This is a genomic window from Streptomyces sp. SAI-127, from assembly GCF_029894425.1.
Taxonomy (GTDB): domain Bacteria; phylum Actinomycetota; class Actinomycetes; order Streptomycetales; family Streptomycetaceae; genus Streptomyces.
Genome location: NZ_JARXYJ010000001.1, coordinates 7,153,299 through 7,174,277, shown reverse-complemented (window position 1 = coordinate 7,174,277; position 20,979 = coordinate 7,153,299). Strand labels below are relative to the sequence as shown.

The following is a 20,979-nucleotide window of genomic DNA, read 5'->3' as shown; positions in this document are numbered from 1 at the left end:
TAGTTGAAGCGTGGAGAACCTGTGTGGTTTCTGTGAAGCACCGCGGCGATCGAATCGTAGGGAGCGCCCTGTGACACCGCCAGGGCGAACTCCAGCCATTCCAGTGTTGTCCGAACTCACGTGTGAACAGCGTCAGTTGGGTGGCTACCGCCTCGGACCGGCGACGGCGTACGCCGTGCTGCCGACGACCGTGAGGACCAGGGCTGTCCAGGTGCCCGCCGCCGTGCCGGGAGGCAGCAGCATCCACATCGCCACGTGCATCGGCGCACTCGTCGGGGGCGGGGCGAAGAACACCAACGAGAGCCAGGCGAACGGCAGCGTCCATGCGTACTGGCCGCCCGAGAGCGCCGCGCCGAGGGCGACCAGGCCCATCAGGCCCGCGCTGTCCCGGACGACGAACGCGGCGGTGGCCATGGACGCGCCCATGGTCTGCACCGTCACCAGCGACGCGGCGACGGCCACACCGGCGAGCAGCACGTGCGCCGCTCTGCGGGGAATCCAGCGGATCGCGGCCGTCCGGTCCAGCGCGAGGTCCTGCCCGCCGAGCCCGACCGAGACCGCCATCGCCCCCGTGGTGAGGACGAGCACGGGCATGCGCGGATCACCGGGCCCCGCGTTCCCGTCCCGGGCGAGGGCCCACACCGTCACCGCGCCGATCAGCACCGCGGCGAGCGCCGCGGGTACCTGCCGCGAACGCGCGTACAACGTCAGCCATCTCACCGGGACGCACCGCCGGACAGGATGTCGAACGGGTCGCCCTCGCAGGAGAACGCGGCAGCGCGCATCGCGTTGATCCGCGAGAGCTGCTCGGCTCGTGGCAGTGCCTTGAGTTCCTTCCACACCGGGCGGGTCTCGGCTTCGACCTCGCGGCGCAAACCTGCTGACAACGTGCCGGGAAGCGGCTTGAGGTCCCCGAGGACCCAGCCCAGCGCGACGGCCTGCGCGTATTCGTCACCCCCGAGGCCGCTCCAGCCGACGGGGGTGCACCCCGGCACCATGCCCTTGGCGATCAGGGCCCAGGTCAGCTCCTCGCCCTTCGCGCCGGCAACGATGTCGTCGTCGAAGTCGAAGAGCACGGTGCCGCGGGACCACCGCGGCGTGGAGCCCTCCGGCAGTGCGGCGGTGTTCTCCCGGACCGAGTCCGGCGCCTGATCACCGAGGGCACCGCGCAGCAGGCGCAGCGCCTCCTTGCCGGGGCCCGCGAGGTCCGCGAGCCGTGCCTGCTGCGTCTTCGTCACGCACACCGGGCCGTCGCACACCGGCTCCGAGGCGGCCTTGTCGACGACGTACATCCGGCGCGCGTCGGCGGGAAGCACGAGCAGGGCGATCACCGCACCCGCCAGGACGGGCGTCAGGGCGGTGAGCCGGGCGCGCGGGGTCGCGGCGACGAGCAGTGCGAAGCCGGTCGCGGCCATGCCGAGCAGCCAGATCGTCTGGCCGACGTGCACGGGGGCGGACAGCGTGACGAACGCCTCGCGCACGTCCTCCAGCGTCGGTGACAGCAGCGAGACCCGGTTCGGCTCCGTGCTCGTCAACCCGTCCGCCGTGCTCGTCTCCGTCCGGCCCAGGGACATGTGCATGAGGGCTGTGAACACGAAGGCGCCCATGGCCAGCGCGGGCGGGGTGAGCGGCGACGGCAGGGCCCTCGCGGCCCCCATGCCCAGCACGGCCCCCGCGACGAGGAAGAGCACCCCCACCAGCGAGATGGGCAGCCACCCGAGATGCGAGTACTCGGTGTGGGCGAGCACCTGGACCCCGCCCACGAGGACGAGGAACGCGAAAGCGGAGGCCAGCGTGATCGCCGTCGCGACCGTGAGGGTGGCCGCGCGGTGCCGGGCCGGCCGCGGGGTGCTCGTCAGCAGCTCGGACATCTTCGAGCGGTGGTCGCGCAGTCCCTGCAGCGCCCCGAGCCCTGTGGCGAGCGGCCACAGGTAGAACAGCAGGGAGCGGGTCTTCATGGCCAGCGGCGTCCACTGGGCCGTCCACGCCGTGGTGCCGCTCCACCAGGTGCCGTCCAGTACGTACAGGAACGTCAGCGCCGGCACCAGGACCACGACGCCGGCCCATGGGGCGACCGAACGCCTCAACTCGATACGCAGAACGCGGCCGTTCACCAAGTCCCCCTTCCCTGCTCGGGGTTGAGCAGCATGGCCGAGTAGCCGCGCTCCAGCGGGCTGTCGCCCTCGTGCTCCGGTCCGCCCGCCGAGGCCAGTTCGTCCGGAGGCCCCTTGAAGACCAGCCGCCCGTCGGCGAAGAGCACGACGTCGGTGCAGGCGGCGGCGACGTCCTCCACCAGATGGGTCGAGACGAGCACACAGGTGTCCGTACCCAACTCCTGGAGCAGCTCGCGGAAGCGCAGCCGCTGCGCCGGGTCCAGGCCGACCGTCGGCTCGTCGAGGAGCAGGATCGTCGGGTCGTTGACGATGGCCTGGGCGATACCGACCCGGCGCACCATGCCGCCCGACAGGGCCTTCATCCTCTCGTCGGCGCGGTCCGCCAGACCCACCCGCTCCACGGCGCGCTGCACCGCCGCGGGGATGCTCGCTTTGGGCACCTCCTTCAGCCACGCCATGTACTCGACGAACTCGCGCACGGTGAAGCGTTTGTAGTAGCCGAACTCCTGTGGCAGATAGCCGATTCGGCGGCGCACCGCTCGGTGCTCGCCCATGCCGTCCACGGACTCGCCGAGCAGTTCCAGGCTGCCCTCGGTGGGGCGCAGCACGGTGGCCAGCGTCCGGATGAGAGTGGTCTTGCCCGCCCCGTTGGGGCCGAGGAGTCCGTGGACGCCGATGCCCAGCGAGAGGTCGAGGCCGTCGACGGCCATCCGTTTCCTGCCGACCCTGACCTTCAGCCCGGTGGCCTGGATCTCCCAGGCGTAGGCCGTCGGTGCGATGTCGGCCGCGCTCACGGCGGACGTCATGCGGTGTTCCTTTCCCATGTTCTTTCCGATGTTCTTTCCGACGGTCATCGATGAGCTCCCAGCAGGGTGTACGCGCCTCTGCGGGCGATCACGACACCGGTACCGAGCGCGAGGATCAGTCCCCACACGGGCAGACCGCCCGTCTGCAGGGCGAAGGTCGTACGGCTGGTGGCCAGGGTCGGCGCCACGACCACACCGGCCCACACAGCGCCCAGTACGAAGGCGGCGCGGGTCACACCGATGACACCGCCGAGCGCCAGGGTCGTCGAGGTGAAGGCCAGACAGGGCAGCAACCACTGCACCACCATCACTCCCGTCGCCCAGCCGCCCACCAGCAGCGCGGGGACCACCACACCGAGCACGGACACGGTGCGCCGCAGCACCAGATAGAGCCCGCTCCTGGGCACCGAGGCCGTCAGCTCGTAGGCCGGGTCCAGGCCGCGCGACCAGGACGCCGCGACGCCGAGCACGGGCAGCACCGGCGCGAGCAGCAGCACCAGCGACACCTCGCCGGAGCCGGTGTAGGCCAGGTCGAGCAGCAGGGTCAGCAGCGTCACGCCCACGGCCATGGCCAGCCACGGCACCATCGTGGGGGTCATCCACCTCGACAGCCGCGCCGACCAGCGCCGTCGGCGCGGCATCGTGGCGGTGACCGCGAGTCGGGGTTCGAGGCCGGACCACACGGTGTCGACGAGCCGCGCCACGTCGGGCGCCCCGGCACCGACCGCGGCGGACAGCCGGTCACGGCACACCCGGCACATCTCCAGATGCGCCTCCACGGCCCACACCTCGTCGGCGGAGAGGTCCGCGCCGCCGCGTACGTATCCCTCGATGATTCGCTTCGACGCGTGTTCGACACTCATGCCAGCGCCCTCCGCATCTCGATACGGGCCCGGCGGGCACGGGTCTTGACCGTGCCCTCGGGCAGCCCGAGCAGGACCGCGGTCTCCCGGACGGACAGCCCGTCGAGCACCATCGCCTGCAGTACCTGTCTCAGCTCCGGTGCGAGGCTCCGCAGCGCGTCCCCGACGTCACCGCCGACGGTCTCCGCGAGCGCCAACTCCTCGGCGGCGGGTGCCACGTCGGGCGGGGCGGCGGCCGGCGGCGGCTCCGCGTGGTGAGCCCTGCGCCGGAACGCGTCGACCAGGCGGCGTGCCGCGATCGTCCAGAGCCAGCCGGTGGCCGTCCCCCCGACAGCGGTCCCGGCGAACGCACCTGCCGCGCGCCACACCGCCAGGTAGGTCTCCTGCATGACCTCCGCGACGATCTGCTCGTCCACGCACCGGCGGCGCAGCCGCACCACCATCCACGGCGACGTACGCCGGTACAGCTCCTCGAACGCGGCACGGTCGCCTTTGGCCACCAGCCGGACGAGACGCTCCTCGTCCATCTCGTGCAGCGCTGCTCTGACTGATCTCACACCTGCTAGACGCCCGGCCCCGGCGACAGGTTTTCCCCTCGCCGTGATCCACGTCACACAGTCAGGCGGAGCTCCCCGGTGGGCCTTCTACCTCAGGGGTTCTCCCACGCGGCCGGTTCGGCCGCGAGTTGCTGGACCGGCTCCGGGAGCGCGTCGCCCGCGATGTCGGCGATGGTGACGCCCTCGAGGATTTTGCGGACGTTGGCCCGCAGGGCGATCCACAGCGGGAGCAGCGGCTGTGCGGAGCCGGTGTACTCCAGACCGGTGGGGCGCTCGCCGCGCACCGACACGATCGGCCCGTCGACCGCGCGGATGACGTCCGCGACCGTGATGGCCGAGGCCTCCCGGGCGAGCCGGTAACCACCGCCCCCGCCGCGCCTGCTGTCGACGATCCCACCGCGCCTCAGGTCGCCGAGAATCCCCTCCAGGAACTTGTGCGGAATGTCCTGGACCGCGGCGATGGCCCCGGCCTTCACCGGCTCCGCGTCCTGCCTCACAGCAAGCTCCAGCACTGCCCGTACCGCGTAGTCCGCCCGTGCAGAGATCCTCATACGACAATTGTGCGGCGTTGGGGCGTAGACAATGGCCACGCCACAATAGGCACACCACTCACACCCACGAACGGACTGGCGCTAGCGCGGCACGACCAGGAGGCGCTCCCTTGGAGCTGAGCAGACGTACATTCAGCGCCCTCGCCGGCACCACGGCGCTCGGCTTCGCGCTGAGCGGCAGTGGTGGAGAGACCACCCCGGCGTACGCCTCCCACAGCGTGCCCACCGGGCCCGCACCGGGCGCGCCCGTGGCCGACCGGGTGCGGCACAAGGTCGGCTACGACAAGTACTCGCTGCTGGTCGACGGCCGGCGTCTGGTGCTGCGGTCGGGCGAGATGCACCCCTTCCGGCTGCCGAGTCCGTCGCTGTGGCGGGACGTCCTGCAGAAGATGCGCGCGCACGGCTTCAACGCGGTGAGTGTGTACGTGGCCTGGAACTACCACTCCCCCGGCCCCGGCCAGTACGACTTCACCGGCGTCCGCGACCTCGACCTGTTCCTGCGCACGGCCACCGAGACCGGCCTGTACGTGATCCTGCGCCCCGGCCCGTACATCAACGCCGAGGTCGACGGCGGCGGCTTCCCGGGCTGGCTCTCGGCGACCGCGGGCCGGGCCCGCACCTCCGACCCGACGTATCTGTCCTACGTCGACGAGTGGCTGACCGAGGTCGACTCGATCGCCGCCCGGCACCTGTTCACCAAGGGCACGGGCACGGTTCTGCTCTACCAGATCGAGAACGAGTACGACGCCTTCGTCGACGAGAGCCTCGGCCGCGACTACATGTCCCACCTGTACAAGAAGGTGCGCGCCGACGGGATCGACGTACCGCTGTTCCACAACGACAAGGGCAGGAACGGCTACTGGGCCCCGGGGTCCTTCAACACCGGGGGCGAGGAGCGCGGTTGGCTGTACGGCTTCGACGGGTACCCCGACCCGGCCCAGGTGCCTCCGGACTGGGGGGACTTCGGGGAGGGCGGCCTCAGGGGCGGGGCGACGGCCAGTCCCAGGACGCCCGGGTTCATCCCGGAGTTCGGCGGCGGCTGGTTCGACCCGTGGGGCGGGGCCACCTTCGACGGCAAGGGGTACGCCGAGGCGCGGTACACCCGGGACGCGGCCTACGAGCGGCGCTTCCAGCTGACCAACCTCGCCAACGGCATCACCGTGCACAACGTCTACATGACCTTCGGCGGCACCTCGTGGGGCTGGCTGCCGGCGCCGCAGGTGTACACGTCGTACGACTACGGGGCGGCGATCGACGAGGCACGCCGGCAGACACCGAAGCTCGCCCCGCTCCACCAGCTCGGCCATCTCCTGGGGACCGTGCCGGACTTCGCCAAGCTGGACCGGGCGGACGCGGTGCGGGCCGAGGACGAGCGGCTGAAGGTGTACCACCTGACCAACCCGGACACCGGCTCCCAGGTGTACGTCGTGCGCAACGACACCGACGCGCCGATCACGACGACCATCCCGGAAGCCGGGATCGACGTGGCGTTCACCATCGCCGCCCATGACGCCCGACTGCTCACCGCCAACCTGCAGTTGGGCGGCCGCACCCTCAAGTACGCCACCGCGCAGCCCATGATGTGCCTCAAGGTCGGGCGGATGGACGTCGTCGTCTTCACGGCCCCGCACGGCGAGATGGCGCAGGTCCTGCTGGAGTGCCCGGAGGAGCCTCTGGTCACCCGGGGCGACGCGGAACCCGCGTGGAACTACGACCTCGGCGTCCTCAGGATCACCGCGCCGATGGGCGTCGGCGGGCTGGCCCGGGTGCGGATCGAGGGCGGTGGCAGCGACACCCCGCTGCTGGTGGTCCTCGCCGACGACGCGGCCGCGCTCAGGCTGTTCCCGGTGGACACCCCGACCGGCCCGGTGCTGGTGTACGGGCCCTCGCTGGTGCGCGGGGCCACCCTGGACGGCCAGACCGCCCATCTCACCGGCGACACCGTCGAGGGGACCGGCATGGAGGTGTGGGCCCCGCGCGGCATCGGCCGGATCACCTGGAACGGACGCCCGCTGCGTACCTCGGCCACCCCCATGGGCAGCCTGCGCGCCGACATGCCGGCCACGCCCGGACAGCTCCCCGTGCCCGCCGTGGGCGAGGTACGGCTGCCCGCGCTGGGCGGCTGGCGGCGCCGTACCGAGAACTTCGAGTCCCTTCCGGACTACGACGACTCCGGCTGGACGACGGCCGACCGCACCGATTCGTACAGCGTCACCCCGGTCCCGAAGATCGGGCCGGTCCTGTTCGCCGACGACTACGGCTTCCACTACGGCGACGTCTGGTACCGGGGCCGCCTCACGGACGCGGACGACCTGGAGTCGGTGTCCCTCGCCTACAGCACCGGCACGCAGGGGCTGCTGATGGCGTGGCTGGACGGCGAGCCGCTGGGCACGCACCGGATGCCGGTGCCGGACAAGCGCACCGCACGCAAGGGGAGTTGGTCGGCGACGGCCACCTTCGAGGTGCCACCGGCCACCGGGGAGTCGCCTCGCGTGCTGTCCGTCCTCGTACGGCGGATGGCACACGACATGGACGGCAGATCCGCCGACTCCCACAAGGTGGCCCGGGGGTTGACGCAGGTCACCTTCAAGGGCGGTTCGCCGAAGGCGAGTTGGCGCATCCAGGGCGAGACGACACCCGACCCGGTGCGCGGTCCGCTCAACAACGGCGGACTGTACGGGGAGCGCAAGGGCTGGCATCTGCCGGGCTTCGCCGAGGACGGCTGGGAGGCCGCGGAGCTGCCCCGCGCCGACCGGCGCCAGGGCGTCACCTGGTACCGGACGACGTTCCGGCTCGCCGTCGACGCCGGCATCGACGCCTCGGTCGGCCTCACCCTCGACGACGATCCGAAGCGCGCCTACCGTGTCCAGATCTTCCTCAACGGCTGGAACATGGGCCAGTACGTCAACGACGTGGGCCCGCAGCACACCTTCGTCCTGCCGAACGGCATCCTGCGCACCCGCGGCACCAACACCCTGGCGCTGGCGGTGCTGTCCGACGGGACGACGGAGTCGGGGCCGAGTGACGTACGGCTGAAGCTGCTGGGGACTTCGGCCGGAGGTGTACCGGTCACGCAGGTGGATTCACCCGGCCGCTAGCCTGATGTCGTTGAACTTTCGAGCACCCGTACTTGGGAAAGGTGACCGGCGATGTCGCTGAGCCCCGGCGATCCGGAGTCCATCGGCGGTTACACGCTGGTCGACCGGCTCGGCAGCGGCGGCATGGGGATCGTCTACCTCGGTCGCTCGGACTCCGGGCGGCAGGTCGCGGTCAAGCTCGTGCACCCCGCGTACGCGCTGGACGAGGAGTTCCGCACCCGCTTCCGGCAGGAGGTCGCGGCCGCCCGCCGGGTGAGCGGGGCGTTCACGGCCCCGGTGGTGGACGCCGACCCGGACGCCCCGCAGCCATGGATGGCGACGCTGTACGTCCCGGGCCGCACCCTCGCGGACATCGTGGCCCAGGACGGCCCGTTGCGCGGCAGCGGACTGCGGGTGCTCGCGCTGGGCCTCGTCGAGGCGCTGCGGGACATCCACCGGGTCGGCATGGTCCACCGGGACCTGAAGCCGAGCAACGTCCTGATGGCCGAGGACGGGCCCCGTGTCATCGACTTCGGCATCTCGTACGCCGTCGACAACGAGGCGCTCACCATGACCGGGCGGCTGATCGGCACCCCGCCCTTCATGTCCCCGGAGCAGTTCGCCGCGCCGCGCGAGGTCACCGGGGCCTCGGACGTCTTCTCGCTGGGGTCGCTGCTGGTCTACGCGGCCACCGGCAGCCGCCCGTTCGACGGCAGCAGCCCGTATCTGACGGGCTACCAGGTGATGTACGAGCCGCCGGCCCTTGAGGGGGTCGCGGAACCGCTGCACAGCATCGCCGAACGCTGCCTGGACAAGGACCCGGCAGCCCGGCCGCAACTCGGTGAACTGCGCGAGCTGCTGAGGGCGTTGCCGGACACCGACGCGCCGACCGCCTCGGCCGCACCGGTGTCGCCCGGACCGTCCGGCCCCGTGGCGACCAGCCACCAGCGGGAGAGCCGAGGCGATCGGGGAGGCCGCGGGTCCCGGCGGCGGGTCCTCGTCGGTCTGGTCGCGGCCCTGGCCGTCACCGGGCTGAGCATCGCGGCGTTGCGGGCCGGGTCGGACACTGAGGGCGCGTCCCCGTCACCGGCCGAACCGTCGTCCACCTCGTCCGGGTCCACCGTCCCCGCCGCCGTGACGCTCCCGCCCAAGCACGTGCCCTGGGACTACCAGATCGGCGGCGCGTACCCCCCGGCGACGGGGGTCCGTGTGGTGAGCCGCAGCTACGAGGACGCCCCCGCACCCGGGCTCTACAACATCTGCAACATCAACGCCTACCAAGCGGAGTCGGACGCGGAGACCGACTGGGACGCCGACCTGCTGCTGCGCGACGCCGACGGGAAGGTCGTCCACGACACGGACTGGGACGAGGCCGTCCTGGACATCCGTACGGCCGCCAAGCGCGAACGCATCGCCGCCAGACTGGACACCTGGATCGACGCCTGCGCGGCCAAGGGCTACCAGGCCGTGGAGCCCGACAACTACGACTCCTTCACCCGCTTCCCGTCGTATCTCAAGGCCGCCCAGGCGGAGGCCCTGATGAAGCGGCTGGCGGCGCACGCCCATGCCGAGGGCCTGGCCATCGCGCAGAAGAACACCGCGGAGCTCGTCTCCGACCGCGCGTCCCTGGGCCTGGACTTCGCCATCGTCGAGGAGTGCGCGGAGTACGACGAGTGCGGCGAGTTCGCCGACGCCTTCGACGACAACGTCCTCATGGTCGAGTACACCAAGAAGGGCCTGACCACGGCGTGCGCCACCTGGAGCAGCACCCTCAGCGTGGTGCGCCGGGACGAGGAGGTCGAGCCCGAGGGCGCCGACGGATTCCTGCGGGAAACCTGCTGACGCCCTCGGGGGCCTCGTTCAGCCGAGCCGGATCACGTTCCAGGACAGCGGCTCCAGTACGGCGGTGAGGGTGCCGTTCCGCAGCGCGGTGCCCTCGGCCGCGTGCGGGGCGACCCGCTCGGGGGCGTCGAGGGTGTTGCGGGCGTCCGGGTCGGCGTCCGCGAGGACGCTGTGCTCGACGACGCTCGTCAAGTCCAGTCCGCTCAGGGCGACTTCGAGCGGCAGGGGGTCGTTCTGGCTGCGGTTGACGGCGAAGACGGTGACCGTGCCGTCCTCGGCGCGCACGGCCGTGGCGTGCAGGAGGTCCGTCTCGCCGAACTTCTTGGTCTCGTACGTCGGCGAGTCGACCCGTACGTCGAGGACCTCACCGCGGCCGTACTGCGAGGCCTGCGCGAACGGGAAGAACGTCGTCTGGCGCCAGGCCGGGCCGCCCGGTTCGGTCATGATCGGGGCGATCACATTGACGAGCTGGGCGAGACAGGCGACCGTGACGCGGTCGGCGTGTCGCAGCAGGGCGATGAGGAGCGAGCCGAAGACGACCGCGTCGAGGACGCTGTAGTTGTCCTCCAGGAGACGGGGGGCCTCGGGCCAGTCGTCCCGCTCGAACTCCTTGGCGCGCGCTTCCCACTCGGGCAGGTACCAGACGTTCCACTCGTCGAAGGAGAGGTTGATCTTCTTCTTCGACTTGAGCTTCGCTCCCACGTGGTCGGCGGTCGCGACGACGTTGTCGATGAACGACTCCATGTCGACGGCCGAGGCGAGGAAGGAGTCGACGTCACCGTCCTCGGGCCAGTAGTAGGCGTGCAGGGAGACGTAGTCGACGAGGTCGTACGTCTCCTCGAGGACCGTCGCCTCCCACTCGGCGAAGGTCGGCATGGACTGGCTGGAGGAGCCGCAGGCGACGAGTTCGACGCCGGGGTCGATCTGGCGCATCGCGCGGGCGGTCTCGGCGGCGATCCGGCCGTACTCCTCGGCCGTCTTGTGGCCGGTCTGCCAGGGGCCGTCCATCTCGTTGCCGAGGCACCAGAGTGTGATGCCGAAGGGGTCCTTGTCGCCGTGGGCGACCCGCAGGTCCGCCAGGGCGGTGCCTTCGGAGTGGTTGGCGTACTCCTGGAGTTCGAGGGCCTCGGCGACGCCCCTGGTGCCGAGGTTCACGGCCATCATGGGCTCGGCCTGGGGGCCGACCTTGCGGAGGAAGTCGATGTACTCCGAGAGGCCGAAGCGGTTGGTCTCGGTGGAGTGCCAGGCGAGGTCGAGTCGGCGGGGGCGGTCCGCGGCCGGGCCGACCGAGTCCTCCCACTTGTAACCCGAGACGAAGTTGCCGCCGGGGTAGCGCAGGGCGGTGACGCCGAGTTCGCGGACGAGGTCCAGGACGTCCTGGCGCAGGCCCTTGTCGTCGGCGGTGGGGTGGTCCGGTTCGAAGATGCCGGTGTAGACGCAGCGCCCGAGGTGTTCCACGAAGCTGCCGAAGAGGCGGGGGTTCACTTCGCCGACCTTGAAGGCGGGGTCGAGGGTGAAGCGGGCGGTGGACTTGCTCATGGGGACCTTTCAGGAACGGAGTTACTTGACAACCGGCCAGTCACGCACCCAGCCGAGCCTGTTCAGGCCGAGCTTCGGTGTGCCGTTGTCGTCTGCGTCGTAGTAGTGGTAGGCCAGCCAGTCCTGGCCGCGGGTGCGGAAGACCGACTCGCCTCCCGTGCCGATGTACCTCCCGTGCCCTGCCAGCAGCAGGTCGCCGCCGCCCTCCAGCAGCGGTGTGCCCGTGCTGTCGACGTAGGGTCCCGTGACCGTCGTGGACCTTCCGACCCTGATCTTGTACGTGGAGTTCACTCCCGCACAACAGGCGTCGTAGGACGCGAAGAGGTAGTAGTAGCGGCCGTGCTTCACGATGTACGGGCCCTCGACCGCGTACGGGGCGTCGGCGCGGGTGGCCAGGTGGTGGACGGTGGCACCCGGGAGGGCCTTCCCGGTGACCGGGCTGAGCTCGACCATGCGGATGCCCGTCCAGTACGAGCCGAACGACATCCACAGCCTGCCGTCCGCCCGGACGATCGCGGGGTCGATGGCGTTCCAGGAGTCGGTGGTCTCGGAGGTGAAGACCTTGCCGTGGTCCGTCCAGGTGCCGGGGAGGCCGGACGGGGAGGTGGCCACGCCGATCGCGGAGTGGTTGGTGCCCCAGGACGAGACGGCGTAGTAGAGCCAGTACCTGCCCGCGCGGTAGGAGATGTCCGGGGCCCAGGGGTCGCCGGTGTCGTTGTACTCGTACCACCAACCCGGCGGCTCGGCGAAGGCGTTGCCCGCGTCGGTCCAGTGCCTGAGGTCCTTGGACAGCCGGGCGCCGATCACCCCGCCGGTCGAATAGGCCGCGTAGCCACCGGACTTGAGCTGGATCACCGTCGGGTCGTGGATGATCTGCTGACCGGTGACCGGGAGCGGGTCGGGGTAGGTGGTGTCCGCCTGGGCCGTGGTCGGCAGGAGCGCGACGAGAACGGCGGTCAGGACGGCGGCAAGTCTGAGTCGCTTCAACTGGGGCTCCCTACGCTGATGGTGACCCGCACGGGCCGGACGAGGTGGGTGTGGCGCTGCCGTCCGGGCGACGGCGAAGAGGCGACCGCCCGCGCGCCGGCCCCGGCGGGACCACGGCCAAGTCCCGGCCGCACGGTGGTTGGGTCACCAGCCCGCGGGGACCGCGTACGTCCGGTGCGGCCATGTCCCCTCGCCGACTGCAAGGAAACGACCGCCCCGGCGAGCCACGCCCGACGCCCAGACCCACGCCACACCGCGACCGGACCCCCGGCACCGCACACGCCACCGCCCTGTCGGCGGACACCAAGGCGCGACCGCCCCGGCGGGACCACCGCCGGGTCTCGGCCGGTGTCCGGGCCCGCGCAGTACCGTGGTCGTGTCACTGGCCCGCCAGCCCCGTGTGGGCCACGCCCGCCACGATCTGCCGTTGGAAGAAGACGAACACGATGATCAGCGGCAGGCCTGCCATGAGGCCGCCGGCCATGAGCTGGGCCCACTGGATGCCGTAGGAGTTCATGACGGTGGCGATGCCGTTCGGCATGGTCATCAGGTCGGGGTTGTTGGTCACCATGTAGGGCCACAGGAAGTTGTTCCAGGAGGCGATGAAGGTGAAGATGCCGACCGCCGCCAGAGACGGCCTCGCGAGCGGGACGACGATCGTGAAGAAGACCCGCCAGCGGCCCGCGCCGTCGATGAAGGCCGCCTCCTCCAGTTCGCGCGGGACGCCCTGGAAGAACTTGTAGAGGATGTAGACCATCGCGGCCGGCGCGCACTGGGGGAGGATCATGCCCCAGTACGTGTCGACCATCCCCATCTGCTGGACCGTGGTGAACAGCGGGACGCCGAGGACCGCCGGGGAGATCATCAGGCCCGACATCACGATGCCCATGAGCACGTTCTTGCCACGGAACTCGGTGCGGGCGAAGCCGTATCCGGCGAGGGCGCTGACCGTCAGCACGACGGAGGTGACGCAGACCGACACCACCAGCGAGTTGATGAACCAGTTGGTGATGTTGCCGGTCTCCCACAGCGCCTTCCACGCCTGGACCGTCCAGACCTCGGGCAGCCAGTGCGGCGGGATCTCGGCCGCCTCCGCCTCGGACTTGAGGGAGGTGAACAGAGCTGCCGCGATCGGCGCCACGAACACGGCGGACACGGCGACGCCGATCAGCGTGAGGATGATCTGGCTGGGCGTCCAGGGCTTGCGGGGGTTCTTGCGGACCTGTACGGCGGTGGTCATCGGCCGCCCTCCTCACGGGTGCGCAGCAGCCACATCCGAGCCAGGGCGACGACTGCGATGATCACGAAGAAGATGATGGACATCGCGGAGGCGTAGCCCACGCGGTAGCTGGTGAAGCCCTGTTCGAGGGTGTACTGGACGAAGGAGCGGGTGCTGACCTCCGGCCCCGGCCCGAAGTCCATCATCACGACGGCCTGGTCGAAGAGCTGGAGCGAGGCGAGGATCTGGAGCGCGATCACCAGACCGGTGATGTTCCGCAGCATCGGCAGCGTGATGTGGACCATGCGGTGCCAGGCGTTCGCGCCGTCCAGCTTCGCGGCCTCGTAGAGGTGGTCGGGGATGCCCTGGAGGGCGGCGAGGTAGAGCAGGAAGCTGAAGCCGACGGTCCACCACAGGGTCTCGATGACGATGGCGAGCATCGCGTACGACTTGTCGGTCAGCCAGGGTGTGTCTAGCCCGAAGGTCTCGTTGACCAGGCCGATGCCCTGGGTGAACAGCCACTGGAACATGTTGGCGGCGACCGTCGAGGGCAGCAGGAACGGCACGAAGAAGCACAGCCGCCACAGCCATTTGCCGCGCTCGATGTGGTGGGCGAGCATCGCGAGCAGGAAGGCGAGGACCGTGATGCACGGGACGACCAGAAGCGTGAAGTACGCGCTGTGGCCGAGCGCGTCCCACATAGCCGAGTCGTTCAGGGCCTCGCGGTAGTTGTCGAGGCCGACGAAACTCGCGTCGTCGCCGGAGATGTTGGCGTCCGTGAAGCTGAGGTAGACGCCGCGCAGCAGCGGCCAGATCACGAACAGTACGAAGAGCGCGAGGAACGGGGCGACGAACCAGCCGCCGTGCTGGAAGCCCTGCTTGCGGCGGACGGTCGCCGTGACGGTCGCGGTCCTGGCCCGTGCCGGTGCGGCGACGGTCTGAGCGCTGGTCGTCATGCGACCGCACCTCCCTGCGCGGCGGTCCTGCCGTCCATCGGGTTCTTCGAGGCGAGGAGCTTGGCGAGACGGCTCTTCATCGTCTGCGCGACCTTGTCCGGCTTGGCGGAGCCCATCGTCGAGGAGACGACGACCGGGCCGAGGTCCTGGGCGAGCACGCCGGTGGAGCCCGCGAACCACACCTTGGGCTCGGTGGCCTGGTGGTCCATGGCGCTGACGTACTCGTTCTGCGGGGTGAGCTTCTTGTACGCGGCCGTGGAGAGCGTCGGTGTGTACGCGGGGATGTGACCGCCGGCCGCCCACTGGAGGGCGTGCGTCACGACGTACGCGGCGAGTTCGTGCGCGCCCTCGTTGGTGGCGCCGCCGCGGCCCGCCTGGTGCGGCAGGACGAAGGCGTGCGACTCGGCGTGGGTGGCCGGCCTGCCGAAGACGGGTGGCAGCGGGGTCGCGCCGTAGTCCAGCTTCGCGCCGGAGAAGACCGGCACGGACCAGTTGCCCTCCCAGGTGAAGGGGGCGCCGTTGATGAACTGTTCACCGGTGGGGGCGCCGGGGATGACGTACCCGTCGGTGACGTGCCTGCGGAGGAACTCCAGTACCTGGGTGGCCTTGTCGGGGTCGAAGAGGACCTCGGTGTCGGCGTCGTTGAACCACTTGCCGCCGAGCTGGGTGTAGAAGGCGACGAAGAACCACCACTGGAAGTTCTGGTCGTTGGTCCACAGGCCGATCGTCTGGAGCCCCTTCTTCTGGGCGGCCTTGGCCTTCTTCAGGACGTCGAACCACTCGTCGGTGGAGGTGACCGGGATCATCCGGCCGTCGTCGCCGAGCAGGCCCGCCTTGCCCAGTACGTCCTTGCGGTAGAAGCAGAGCTGGACGTGGATGTCGAGCGGGAGGGCGTAGAGCTTGCCGTCGATGACGCCGCGCTTCCACAACGCGGGGTTGTAGTCCTGCTCCCGTACGCCGTACTTGGCGAGCAGGTCGACGTCCCACGGGTCGAGGAGCCGGCCGGGCGAGAAGCCGGTGACCCGGCCCATGTGCATGACGCCGAGGTCGGGTGCGCGGTTGCCCGCGGCCGCCATGGCGAGCTTGGTGTAGAAGGGGTTGCCCCACTGGAGGGTGGAGTCCTTCACGTCGATGTCCGGGTTGGCCTTTCGGAAGGCGTCAAGCATCGTGATCATGTTGGCGCCGTCGCCGCCGCTGAAGAGGTTCCAGTAGCGCACCCGGGTGTCCGCGCCGGAGGCGAGCGCGTCGGCGCCGGTGCCGAGGGCCGCGAAGCCGAAGCTCGCGGCGACGCTCAGTCCGCCCGCCGCGGCGAGAAGTTGCCTGCGGCTCAGGTCAGGTCGTCCCATTCCCTGCCCTATCTGTTCGATATTTCGAATTGCGCTCGTAACTTCGAACGGGACCGTAGGCAGGAAGCGCTTTCTAGTCAATGGCCCGCGCAGCAAAATCGGATCGCGTGACGGGACAGTTCCGGGCGGCGTAGTCTCGAACAGCCCGTCCTACGGCGGCGGGAGAGCTCAGGGGGTGGGATGGACATCGCGGGCGCTCGCAGGAGTGCGGCCCGGATCGCCTCGGCACTACGACGCACCCGTGCGACCTCGGCCATGCGCGATCTGGTCTCCCACCTCACCGCCGCGGTCCGGGCCAGACCCCGCCCCCCGGCCGACGTGCCGGAGCTGTGCCGGGCCCTGTGCCAGGAGATGAGCGCGCGCCGCGGCGGCCGGCCCGTGGACCTGCGCTTCGAGCGGTTCCCCGACGAGATCGCGGTGACCGGACTGTGGGTGGAGTTCCAGGACTTCGACCTCGTCATCGTGGAGGAGCGGGCCGAGGAGATGCAGCAACTGGTCATCCTGGGCCATGAGTTGTGGCACCTGCACGCGGGCCACTCGCACCATCACGCGGCCGCGGCGGACGCGCTGGCCGGCCGGCCCGGCTGGGACTCCGTCGCCCTGACCGTGGCGGCCCGCAACGGCTCCCGCGAGGCGGACGAGGCCGAGGCCGACGACTTCGGGCACCGGCTGGCGGCCGCCTTCCGGCCGTTCGTCTCCGCACGCGGCTCCGGCGTGCGGCCCGACCCCGTCCAGAGGTCCCTCGGCTACCGCGGAGGCCGAGGGCGGTGACCCACCCCGAACCGGCACCCCAACTGGCCGCCTCCATCACCGGCCTGTACGTCTCCTTCTGGCTCCCGGGCCTGGTCCTGACCGCCGCCCTGGTGATCAAACTGCCCAGCATCCTCAAGCTGTGGCGGGACCCGCTGCTGCGTGCCGTGGGCGGTCTGCTGCTGTTCGCCTGCGCGGTGTTCGTCTTCGCGGCGCCCAGCACCATCGCCTGGACCAACCGGGTCACCGGCGTCCCGAACATCGCGGCGCCCTGGGTCTACTCCCTGATCACCGCGCTGTCCGCGTCCTGGCTGCTGCTGGTCGTGCACTGGCGCAACGGCCTCACCGAGCGGTCGGCCGAGACGCGCCGCGCGACCCGGTGGGTGGTCTACGCGTACGCGGCGGTGGTGGTCGCGCTGTGGACGCTCTTCGTGCTCGCCGACGTGCCCGTGGAGCGGATCGAGGACCTGGACACGTACTACGCCAGTACGCCGTTCATGCGCGAGGAGATCCTGCTCTACCTGTTCGCACAGGCCCTGGCCTGCTCGATCACGACCCGGCTGGTGTGGAACTGGATCCGCACCGACGGCCTCAACGCGTGGCTGCGCTGGGGGCTGAGGTTCCTCGGCATCGGATTCGCGACCAACCTGCTCTTCAGCGCGGCCAAGCTCACGGCCGTGGTGGCCCGCTGGACCGGGCACGACCTGGACTGGCTGAACACCAACATCGCGCCGTCGGCCGCCTGCATCGCGGCGACGCTGGTCGCGATCGGTTTCATCGTCCCGCACGCCGGCCAGTACCTGCACGAGCGCTGGCTGGTCCGCCGCCGCCACCGTGAACTGGGGCCGCTCGCCCGGCTGATGCGGACCGTCGCGGGCGGCCGCGAGCCGCTCGCCCTGCGCACCACCCCCGAGATGCGCCTCATCCGCCGCGAGACCTTCATCCGCGACGCGCTGCTCCAGCTGTCCCGGTTCCTCGACGAGGACCTGCGCACCCGTTCCTACGACGCGGCCGTCGCCCTCGGCTTCGAGCGCGGCCGCGCCCAGGCCCTCGCCGCCGCCGTGACGATCCTGGACGCCGTCGAGACCCGGCGGCACTCCCCGGACGCCGACGGCGACGGGGACCCCGACACCACGTACCTGCTGCAGGAGATCGCGGCCGTGTCCGACGTCCTGCACAGCCCCGACGAGATCAAGGCGGTACGCGCCCGCGCGGCCGTCCCGGCAGAGAGCATGTCCACGCATGAGCACTCCGTCTTCCCGGGGGACAGCCCCCGGACCCCCGGCAGCAAAGCAGGTCGGCGAGGGTGACCGGCGTGGACAACGCGAGGCGGACCTGAGCGAGCGCCCCTCCCCCGCCAGGGTCGCCGTCGTCCTCGGGGGATCCCACACGGGCATGCTCGCGGCGGCCGCGCTGACGGACCTCGCCGACCGGGTCCTCGTGGTGGAGCGCGACGAGCTGCCCGGGGAGCCCGCGCCCCGCAAGGGCCTGCCGCAGGCCCGGCACGCCCACATGCTGTGGTCGGGCGGGGTACGGGCCATGGAGGACCTCCTGCCCGGCGTCACCGGCACGCTGACGGACGCCGGGGCGCGCCGCGCGCCGGTCACCACCGACATGGTCGTCCTGTCGGCACACGGCTGGTTCCGGCGCTGGCCCGAGTCCCACCACGTGATCCTGGCCGGGCGGGACCTGCTGGACGCGACGGTCCGGGCACGGGTCCTCGCGGACGACCGGGTCGAGGTGCTCGGCGGCACCGAGGTGCTGGGGCTGACGGGTGACGCTCAGGGGGTCACCGGGGTCCGGGTACGGGAGCGCGACGGCCGCGAACGGACCATCGACGCGGGCATGGTCGTGGATGCGACCGGGCGGGCCTCCGGGACGCCCCGCTGGCTGACGGAGCTCGGACTGCCGACGCCGGAGCGCCGCGAGGTCGACTCCGGCCTGGCGTACGCGAGCCGCCTCTACCTCGCGCCGGAGCAGGCCCGCGACGGCTTCCCCGTCATCAGCGTGCAGCCGGACACCCGGGCGGCCGGACCGGGCCGGGCGGGCTTTCTGCTGCCGATCGAGGACGGCCGGTGGATCGTCACCCTGAACGGCACGCGCGGAGGCGAACCGTCGCCCGCCGACGACGACTTCGTGCGGTTCGCCCGCGAGGAGCTGCGGCATCCGCTGATCGGCGACCTGATCTCCCGGGCCGAGCCGCTGTCCGGCGTCTCCTTCACGCGTACGACCGTCAACCGGCGGTACTTCTACGAGCGCATGCCGGCCTGGCCGGAGAACTTCACGGTCCTCGGCGACGCGCTGGCGGCGTACAACCCGCTGTACGGGCACGGCCTGGCCGTCGGCGCCCAGAGCGCGCTCGTCCTGCGGGACCTCACTCGGCGGTACGGGTGGGGAACCGCCGGGTTGGCGCGTCGGGTGCAGAAGGCGGTGGCCCGGCCGGTCGGGGCGGCGTGGGAGCTGGCGACCGGGCAGGACGTGTTCTATCCGGGGGCCACGGAGAACGGGCCGACGGCACGGGACCGGGCCGTGGCCGCGTACGTCTCCCGGCTCATGTACACGGCCACGGGGAACGGGCGTATCGCCCGCCGCGTCACCGACGTGACGTCGCTGGAGCGGCGGGCGGAGGTGTTGCTGGCGCCGGGTGTACTGCTGGCGGCGGCGGTGGGCCCGTTGAAGCCGACTCTGACCGAACCGCCCCTGACCGCAGAGGAGTTGAAGAAGGCGGAGCTGCGGTAGTCAGCCCGCGAACGGCTGTTGCGCCACGCCCTTGCCGGCCCCCGGCACCACCAGCAGTGAGCCCGCCACCGGGTGCGGGGCGTCCAGCCCCACCCGTGCGGTCGTGATGTACAGGTCGGTCAGGTCCGGGCCGCCGAACGCGCACGCGGTGACGCGCGGGGTCGGGAGGGTGATCACGTGGTCGAGGCCGCCGTCCGGGGTGTAGCGGCGGACCGCTCCCCCGTCCCACAGGGCTACCCAGACGCAGCCGTCGGCGTCGACCGTGAGCCCGTCGGGGAAACCGGCGCCGTCCTCGATCACGGCGAAGGGCCGGCGGTCGGAGAGCCGCCCGCTCTCGTGGTCGAAGACGTCGACGCGGCGGGTGGGTGAGTCGATGTAGTACATGAGCCGGCCGTCCGGGCTCCACCCGGTGCCGTTGCTGACGGCCACGTCGTCGAGGACGGTGCGGTGCGTGCCGTCACCCGTGATCCGGGACAGGGTGCCGCCGCCCGGTGCCTCGTCGTAGCGCATGGTGCCCGCCCACAGAGAGCCGTCGGGGGCCACGGCGGCGTCGTTGGCCCGGCGGCCGGGGACGGGCTCGTGGTGGAGCCAGCGGAAGGAGTCGTCGGGGTCCAGCAGGGCCACGCCGTCCCGGAGGTTGAGGACGAGTCCGCCACCCGCGCGCGGCTTGACGGCGCCGATGTGCTGGTCCAGGACACGGACCGTGCGGTGGCCGGAGACGGGGTCGTAGGTGTGGAGCCGGGCGCCGAGGATGTCGATCCACAGGAGCCGCTCGCCGTCCCACGTGGGCCCCTCGCCGAGGGTGGCCTCGGCGCGTACGGCGACGTCGTACTTCGTGAAGCGGGTCATCCCACGCTCCGGTGGCCGAGGCGCTCGGACAGCTCGGCGGCGCCCTTGGCGGCGAGCTGCTCCAGCTCGCCGCGGCGGTCGTCGCTCCAGCGGATCATCGGCACGGAGATGGAGAGCGCGGCGACGACCTGCCCGGTGCGGTCGCGGACCGGGGCGGCCACGCAGGACACGTCCGGGTTGGACTCACGGTTCTCGACGGCGACGCCGCGCTGCCGGATCTCGTCGAGGGCCTCGCGCAGGGCAGCGGGGTCGGTGATGCTGTTGGGCGTCATACCGGGGAGCGGAGTGTCATCGGGGATACGGGAGGCGAGCTGCGGCTCCGGGAGGGAGGCGAGGAGCATCTTGCCGACGGAGGTGCAGTGCGCGGGCAGGCGCCGGCCGGCGGCCGACACCATCCGCACCGCGTGCGTCGAGTCGACCTTGGCGATGTAGATGACGTCGGTGCCCTCGAGGATCGCCACGTGTACGGTCTCGTCACAGGTCTCGGCGACGGACCGGGCGACCTGCTGGCCCTCGGCGGCGAGGTCGAGCTGCTCGGCGTACCGGCTGCCGAGCTGGTAGGGCCGCACCCCGAGCCGGTAGCGTCCCGGCTGGCCCGGGACCTGGACGATGTACGACCGGGCGGCGAGAGTGGTCACCAGCTCGTGCACGGTGGTGCGTGGCAGCTGGAGCCTGCGCACGATGTCGGGGGCGGAGAGCGTCCCGTCTCCGTCGAGGAAGAGCTCGAGAATATCGAGAGCCCGGGTCACGGCAGGTACGAGGCGTCCCACAACCGGCCCCCTCT

General features: G+C 71.1%; 18 protein-coding genes. 5 read left to right on the top strand and 13 right to left on the bottom strand.

Translation table 11 applies throughout. From position 1 onward, the window contains the following. Positions 1–144: 144 nt before the first annotated feature. The 6 genes from M2157_RS32990 to M2157_RS32965 all read right to left on the bottom strand — a co-directional run bounded on the left by M2157_RS32990 (position 145) and on the right by M2157_RS32965 (position 4,891). On the bottom strand, positions 145–720 hold the full coding sequence (locus M2157_RS32990; protein WP_280857375.1) for a hypothetical protein: 576 nt from the start codon (positions 718–720) through the stop codon (positions 145–147). Beyond that, complete coding sequence (locus tag M2157_RS32985) at positions 717–2,114, bottom strand: hypothetical protein (protein ID WP_280867024.1); 1,398 nt, start codon at positions 2,112–2,114, stop codon at positions 717–719. The genes M2157_RS32990 and M2157_RS32985 overlap by 4 nt, the downstream gene beginning before the upstream one ends. After that, entirely contained in the window at positions 2,111–2,920 is an 810-nt protein-coding gene (locus M2157_RS32980) for an ABC transporter ATP-binding protein (protein ID WP_280867023.1), read from the bottom strand. The genes M2157_RS32985 and M2157_RS32980 overlap by 4 nt, the downstream gene beginning before the upstream one ends. A gap of 44 nt (positions 2,921–2,964) precedes the next feature. Next, a complete protein-coding gene (locus M2157_RS32975; RefSeq protein ID WP_280857378.1) occupies positions 2,965–3,783 on the bottom strand; it encodes a zf-HC2 domain-containing protein in 819 nt (272 codons plus the stop codon). Continuing rightward, on the bottom strand, positions 3,780–4,310 hold the full coding sequence (locus M2157_RS32970; protein WP_107104973.1) for an RNA polymerase sigma factor: 531 nt from the start codon (positions 4,308–4,310) through the stop codon (positions 3,780–3,782). Before M2157_RS32970 ends, M2157_RS32975 begins: the two co-directional genes overlap by 4 nt. A gap of 122 nt (positions 4,311–4,432) precedes the next feature. Further along, positions 4,433–4,891 (bottom strand): Rrf2 family transcriptional regulator, encoded by a 459-nt coding sequence (locus M2157_RS32965; RefSeq protein ID WP_280867022.1) that lies wholly within the window; start codon positions 4,889–4,891, stop codon positions 4,433–4,435. Between the two features lie 110 nt (positions 4,892–5,001). Between M2157_RS32965 and M2157_RS32960 the strand changes: the two genes are divergently transcribed. Both M2157_RS32960 and M2157_RS32955 read left to right on the top strand, forming a co-directional pair. After that, a complete protein-coding gene (locus M2157_RS32960) occupies positions 5,002–7,989 on the top strand; it encodes a beta-galactosidase (RefSeq protein WP_280867021.1) in 2,988 nt (995 codons plus the stop codon). A 51-nt stretch (positions 7,990–8,040) separates the two neighbouring features. After that, complete coding sequence (locus tag M2157_RS32955) at positions 8,041–9,810, top strand: endo alpha-1,4 polygalactosaminidase (protein WP_280867020.1); 1,770 nt, start codon at positions 8,041–8,043, stop codon at positions 9,808–9,810. An 18-nt stretch (positions 9,811–9,828) separates the two neighbouring features. Here the strand turns inward: M2157_RS32955 and M2157_RS32950 are convergent, their stop codons facing one another. The 5 genes from M2157_RS32950 to M2157_RS32930 form a co-directional block, all read right to left on the bottom strand. Further along, a complete protein-coding gene (locus M2157_RS32950) occupies positions 9,829–11,349 on the bottom strand; it encodes an alpha-N-arabinofuranosidase (RefSeq protein WP_280867019.1) in 1,521 nt (506 codons plus the stop codon). A gap of 21 nt (positions 11,350–11,370) precedes the next feature. Further along, positions 11,371–12,336 (bottom strand): arabinan endo-1,5-alpha-L-arabinosidase, encoded by a 966-nt coding sequence (locus M2157_RS32945; protein WP_280867018.1) that lies wholly within the window; start codon positions 12,334–12,336, stop codon positions 11,371–11,373. A gap of 379 nt (positions 12,337–12,715) precedes the next feature. Next, positions 12,716–13,576 carry a carbohydrate ABC transporter permease gene (locus M2157_RS32940; protein WP_280857384.1) on the bottom strand — a complete coding sequence of 287 codons (861 nt, stop codon included), beginning with the start codon at positions 13,574–13,576 and terminating at the stop codon, positions 12,716–12,718. Continuing rightward, positions 13,573–14,511: a sugar ABC transporter permease gene (locus M2157_RS32935; RefSeq protein ID WP_280867017.1), complete on the bottom strand. Its 939-nt coding sequence runs from the start codon at positions 14,509–14,511 to the stop codon at positions 13,573–13,575. Before M2157_RS32935 ends, M2157_RS32940 begins: the two co-directional genes overlap by 4 nt. Then, entirely contained in the window at positions 14,508–15,857 is a 1,350-nt protein-coding gene (locus tag M2157_RS32930; RefSeq protein ID WP_280857385.1) for an extracellular solute-binding protein, read from the bottom strand. The genes M2157_RS32935 and M2157_RS32930 overlap by 4 nt, the downstream gene beginning before the upstream one ends. A 180-nt stretch (positions 15,858–16,037) precedes the next feature. Between M2157_RS32930 and M2157_RS32925 the strand changes: the two genes are divergently transcribed. From M2157_RS32925 to M2157_RS32915, 3 genes are read left to right on the top strand one after another with little or no spacing between them, the layout of a single operon-like run. Further along, the gene (locus M2157_RS32925; protein WP_079077490.1) at positions 16,038–16,628 is read left to right on the top strand and encodes a toxin-antitoxin system, toxin component family protein; all 591 of its coding nucleotides are present in this window, start codon (positions 16,038–16,040) and stop codon (positions 16,626–16,628) included. Beyond that, the gene (locus M2157_RS32920) at positions 16,625–17,917 is read left to right on the top strand and encodes an MAB_1171c family putative transporter (protein WP_280857386.1); all 1,293 of its coding nucleotides are present in this window, start codon (positions 16,625–16,627) and stop codon (positions 17,915–17,917) included. The genes M2157_RS32925 and M2157_RS32920 overlap by 4 nt, the downstream gene beginning before the upstream one ends. Positions 17,918–17,942: 25 nt before the next feature. After that, positions 17,943–19,346 (top strand): FAD-dependent oxidoreductase, encoded by a 1,404-nt coding sequence (locus M2157_RS32915; RefSeq protein ID WP_280868312.1) that lies wholly within the window; start codon positions 17,943–17,945, stop codon positions 19,344–19,346. On the opposite strand, the gene M2157_RS32910 is transcribed toward M2157_RS32915, so the two are convergent. Beyond that, positions 19,347–20,195 (bottom strand): SMP-30/gluconolactonase/LRE family protein, encoded by an 849-nt coding sequence (locus tag M2157_RS32910; RefSeq protein ID WP_280867016.1) that lies wholly within the window; start codon positions 20,193–20,195, stop codon positions 19,347–19,349. Then, complete coding sequence (locus tag M2157_RS32905) at positions 20,192–20,965, bottom strand: IclR family transcriptional regulator (protein WP_280857388.1); 774 nt, start codon at positions 20,963–20,965, stop codon at positions 20,192–20,194. The genes M2157_RS32910 and M2157_RS32905 overlap by 4 nt, the downstream gene beginning before the upstream one ends. Positions 20,966–20,979 lie beyond the last annotated feature (14 nt).

Excerpts from the sequence above, each read along its gene's own strand:
- M2157_RS32980 (WP_280867023.1), bottom strand. The coding sequence starts at position 2,920 with ATGACGTCCGCCGTGAGCGCGGCCGACATCGCACCGACGGCCTACGCC.
- M2157_RS32975 (WP_280857378.1), bottom strand. The coding sequence starts at position 3,783 with ATGAGTGTCGAACACGCGTCGAAGCGAATCATCGAGGGATACGTACGC.
- M2157_RS32970 (WP_107104973.1), bottom strand. The coding sequence starts at position 4,310 with ATGGACGAGGAGCGTCTCGTCCGGCTGGTGGCCAAAGGCGACCGTGCC.
- M2157_RS32965 (WP_280867022.1), bottom strand. The coding sequence starts at position 4,891 with ATGAGGATCTCTGCACGGGCGGACTACGCGGTACGGGCAGTGCTGGAG.
- M2157_RS32955 (WP_280867020.1), top strand. The coding sequence starts at position 8,041 with ATGTCGCTGAGCCCCGGCGATCCGGAGTCCATCGGCGGTTACACGCTG.
- M2157_RS32950 (WP_280867019.1), bottom strand. The coding sequence starts at position 11,349 with ATGAGCAAGTCCACCGCCCGCTTCACCCTCGACCCCGCCTTCAAGGTC.
- M2157_RS32940 (WP_280857384.1), bottom strand. The coding sequence starts at position 13,576 with ATGACCACCGCCGTACAGGTCCGCAAGAACCCCCGCAAGCCCTGGACG.
- M2157_RS32935 (WP_280867017.1), bottom strand. The coding sequence starts at position 14,511 with ATGACGACCAGCGCTCAGACCGTCGCCGCACCGGCACGGGCCAGGACC.
- M2157_RS32930 (WP_280857385.1), bottom strand. The coding sequence starts at position 15,857 with ATGGGACGACCTGACCTGAGCCGCAGGCAACTTCTCGCCGCGGCGGGC.
- M2157_RS32925 (WP_079077490.1), top strand. The coding sequence starts at position 16,038 with ATGGACATCGCGGGCGCTCGCAGGAGTGCGGCCCGGATCGCCTCGGCA.
- M2157_RS32910 (WP_280867016.1), bottom strand. The coding sequence starts at position 20,195 with ATGACCCGCTTCACGAAGTACGACGTCGCCGTACGCGCCGAGGCCACC.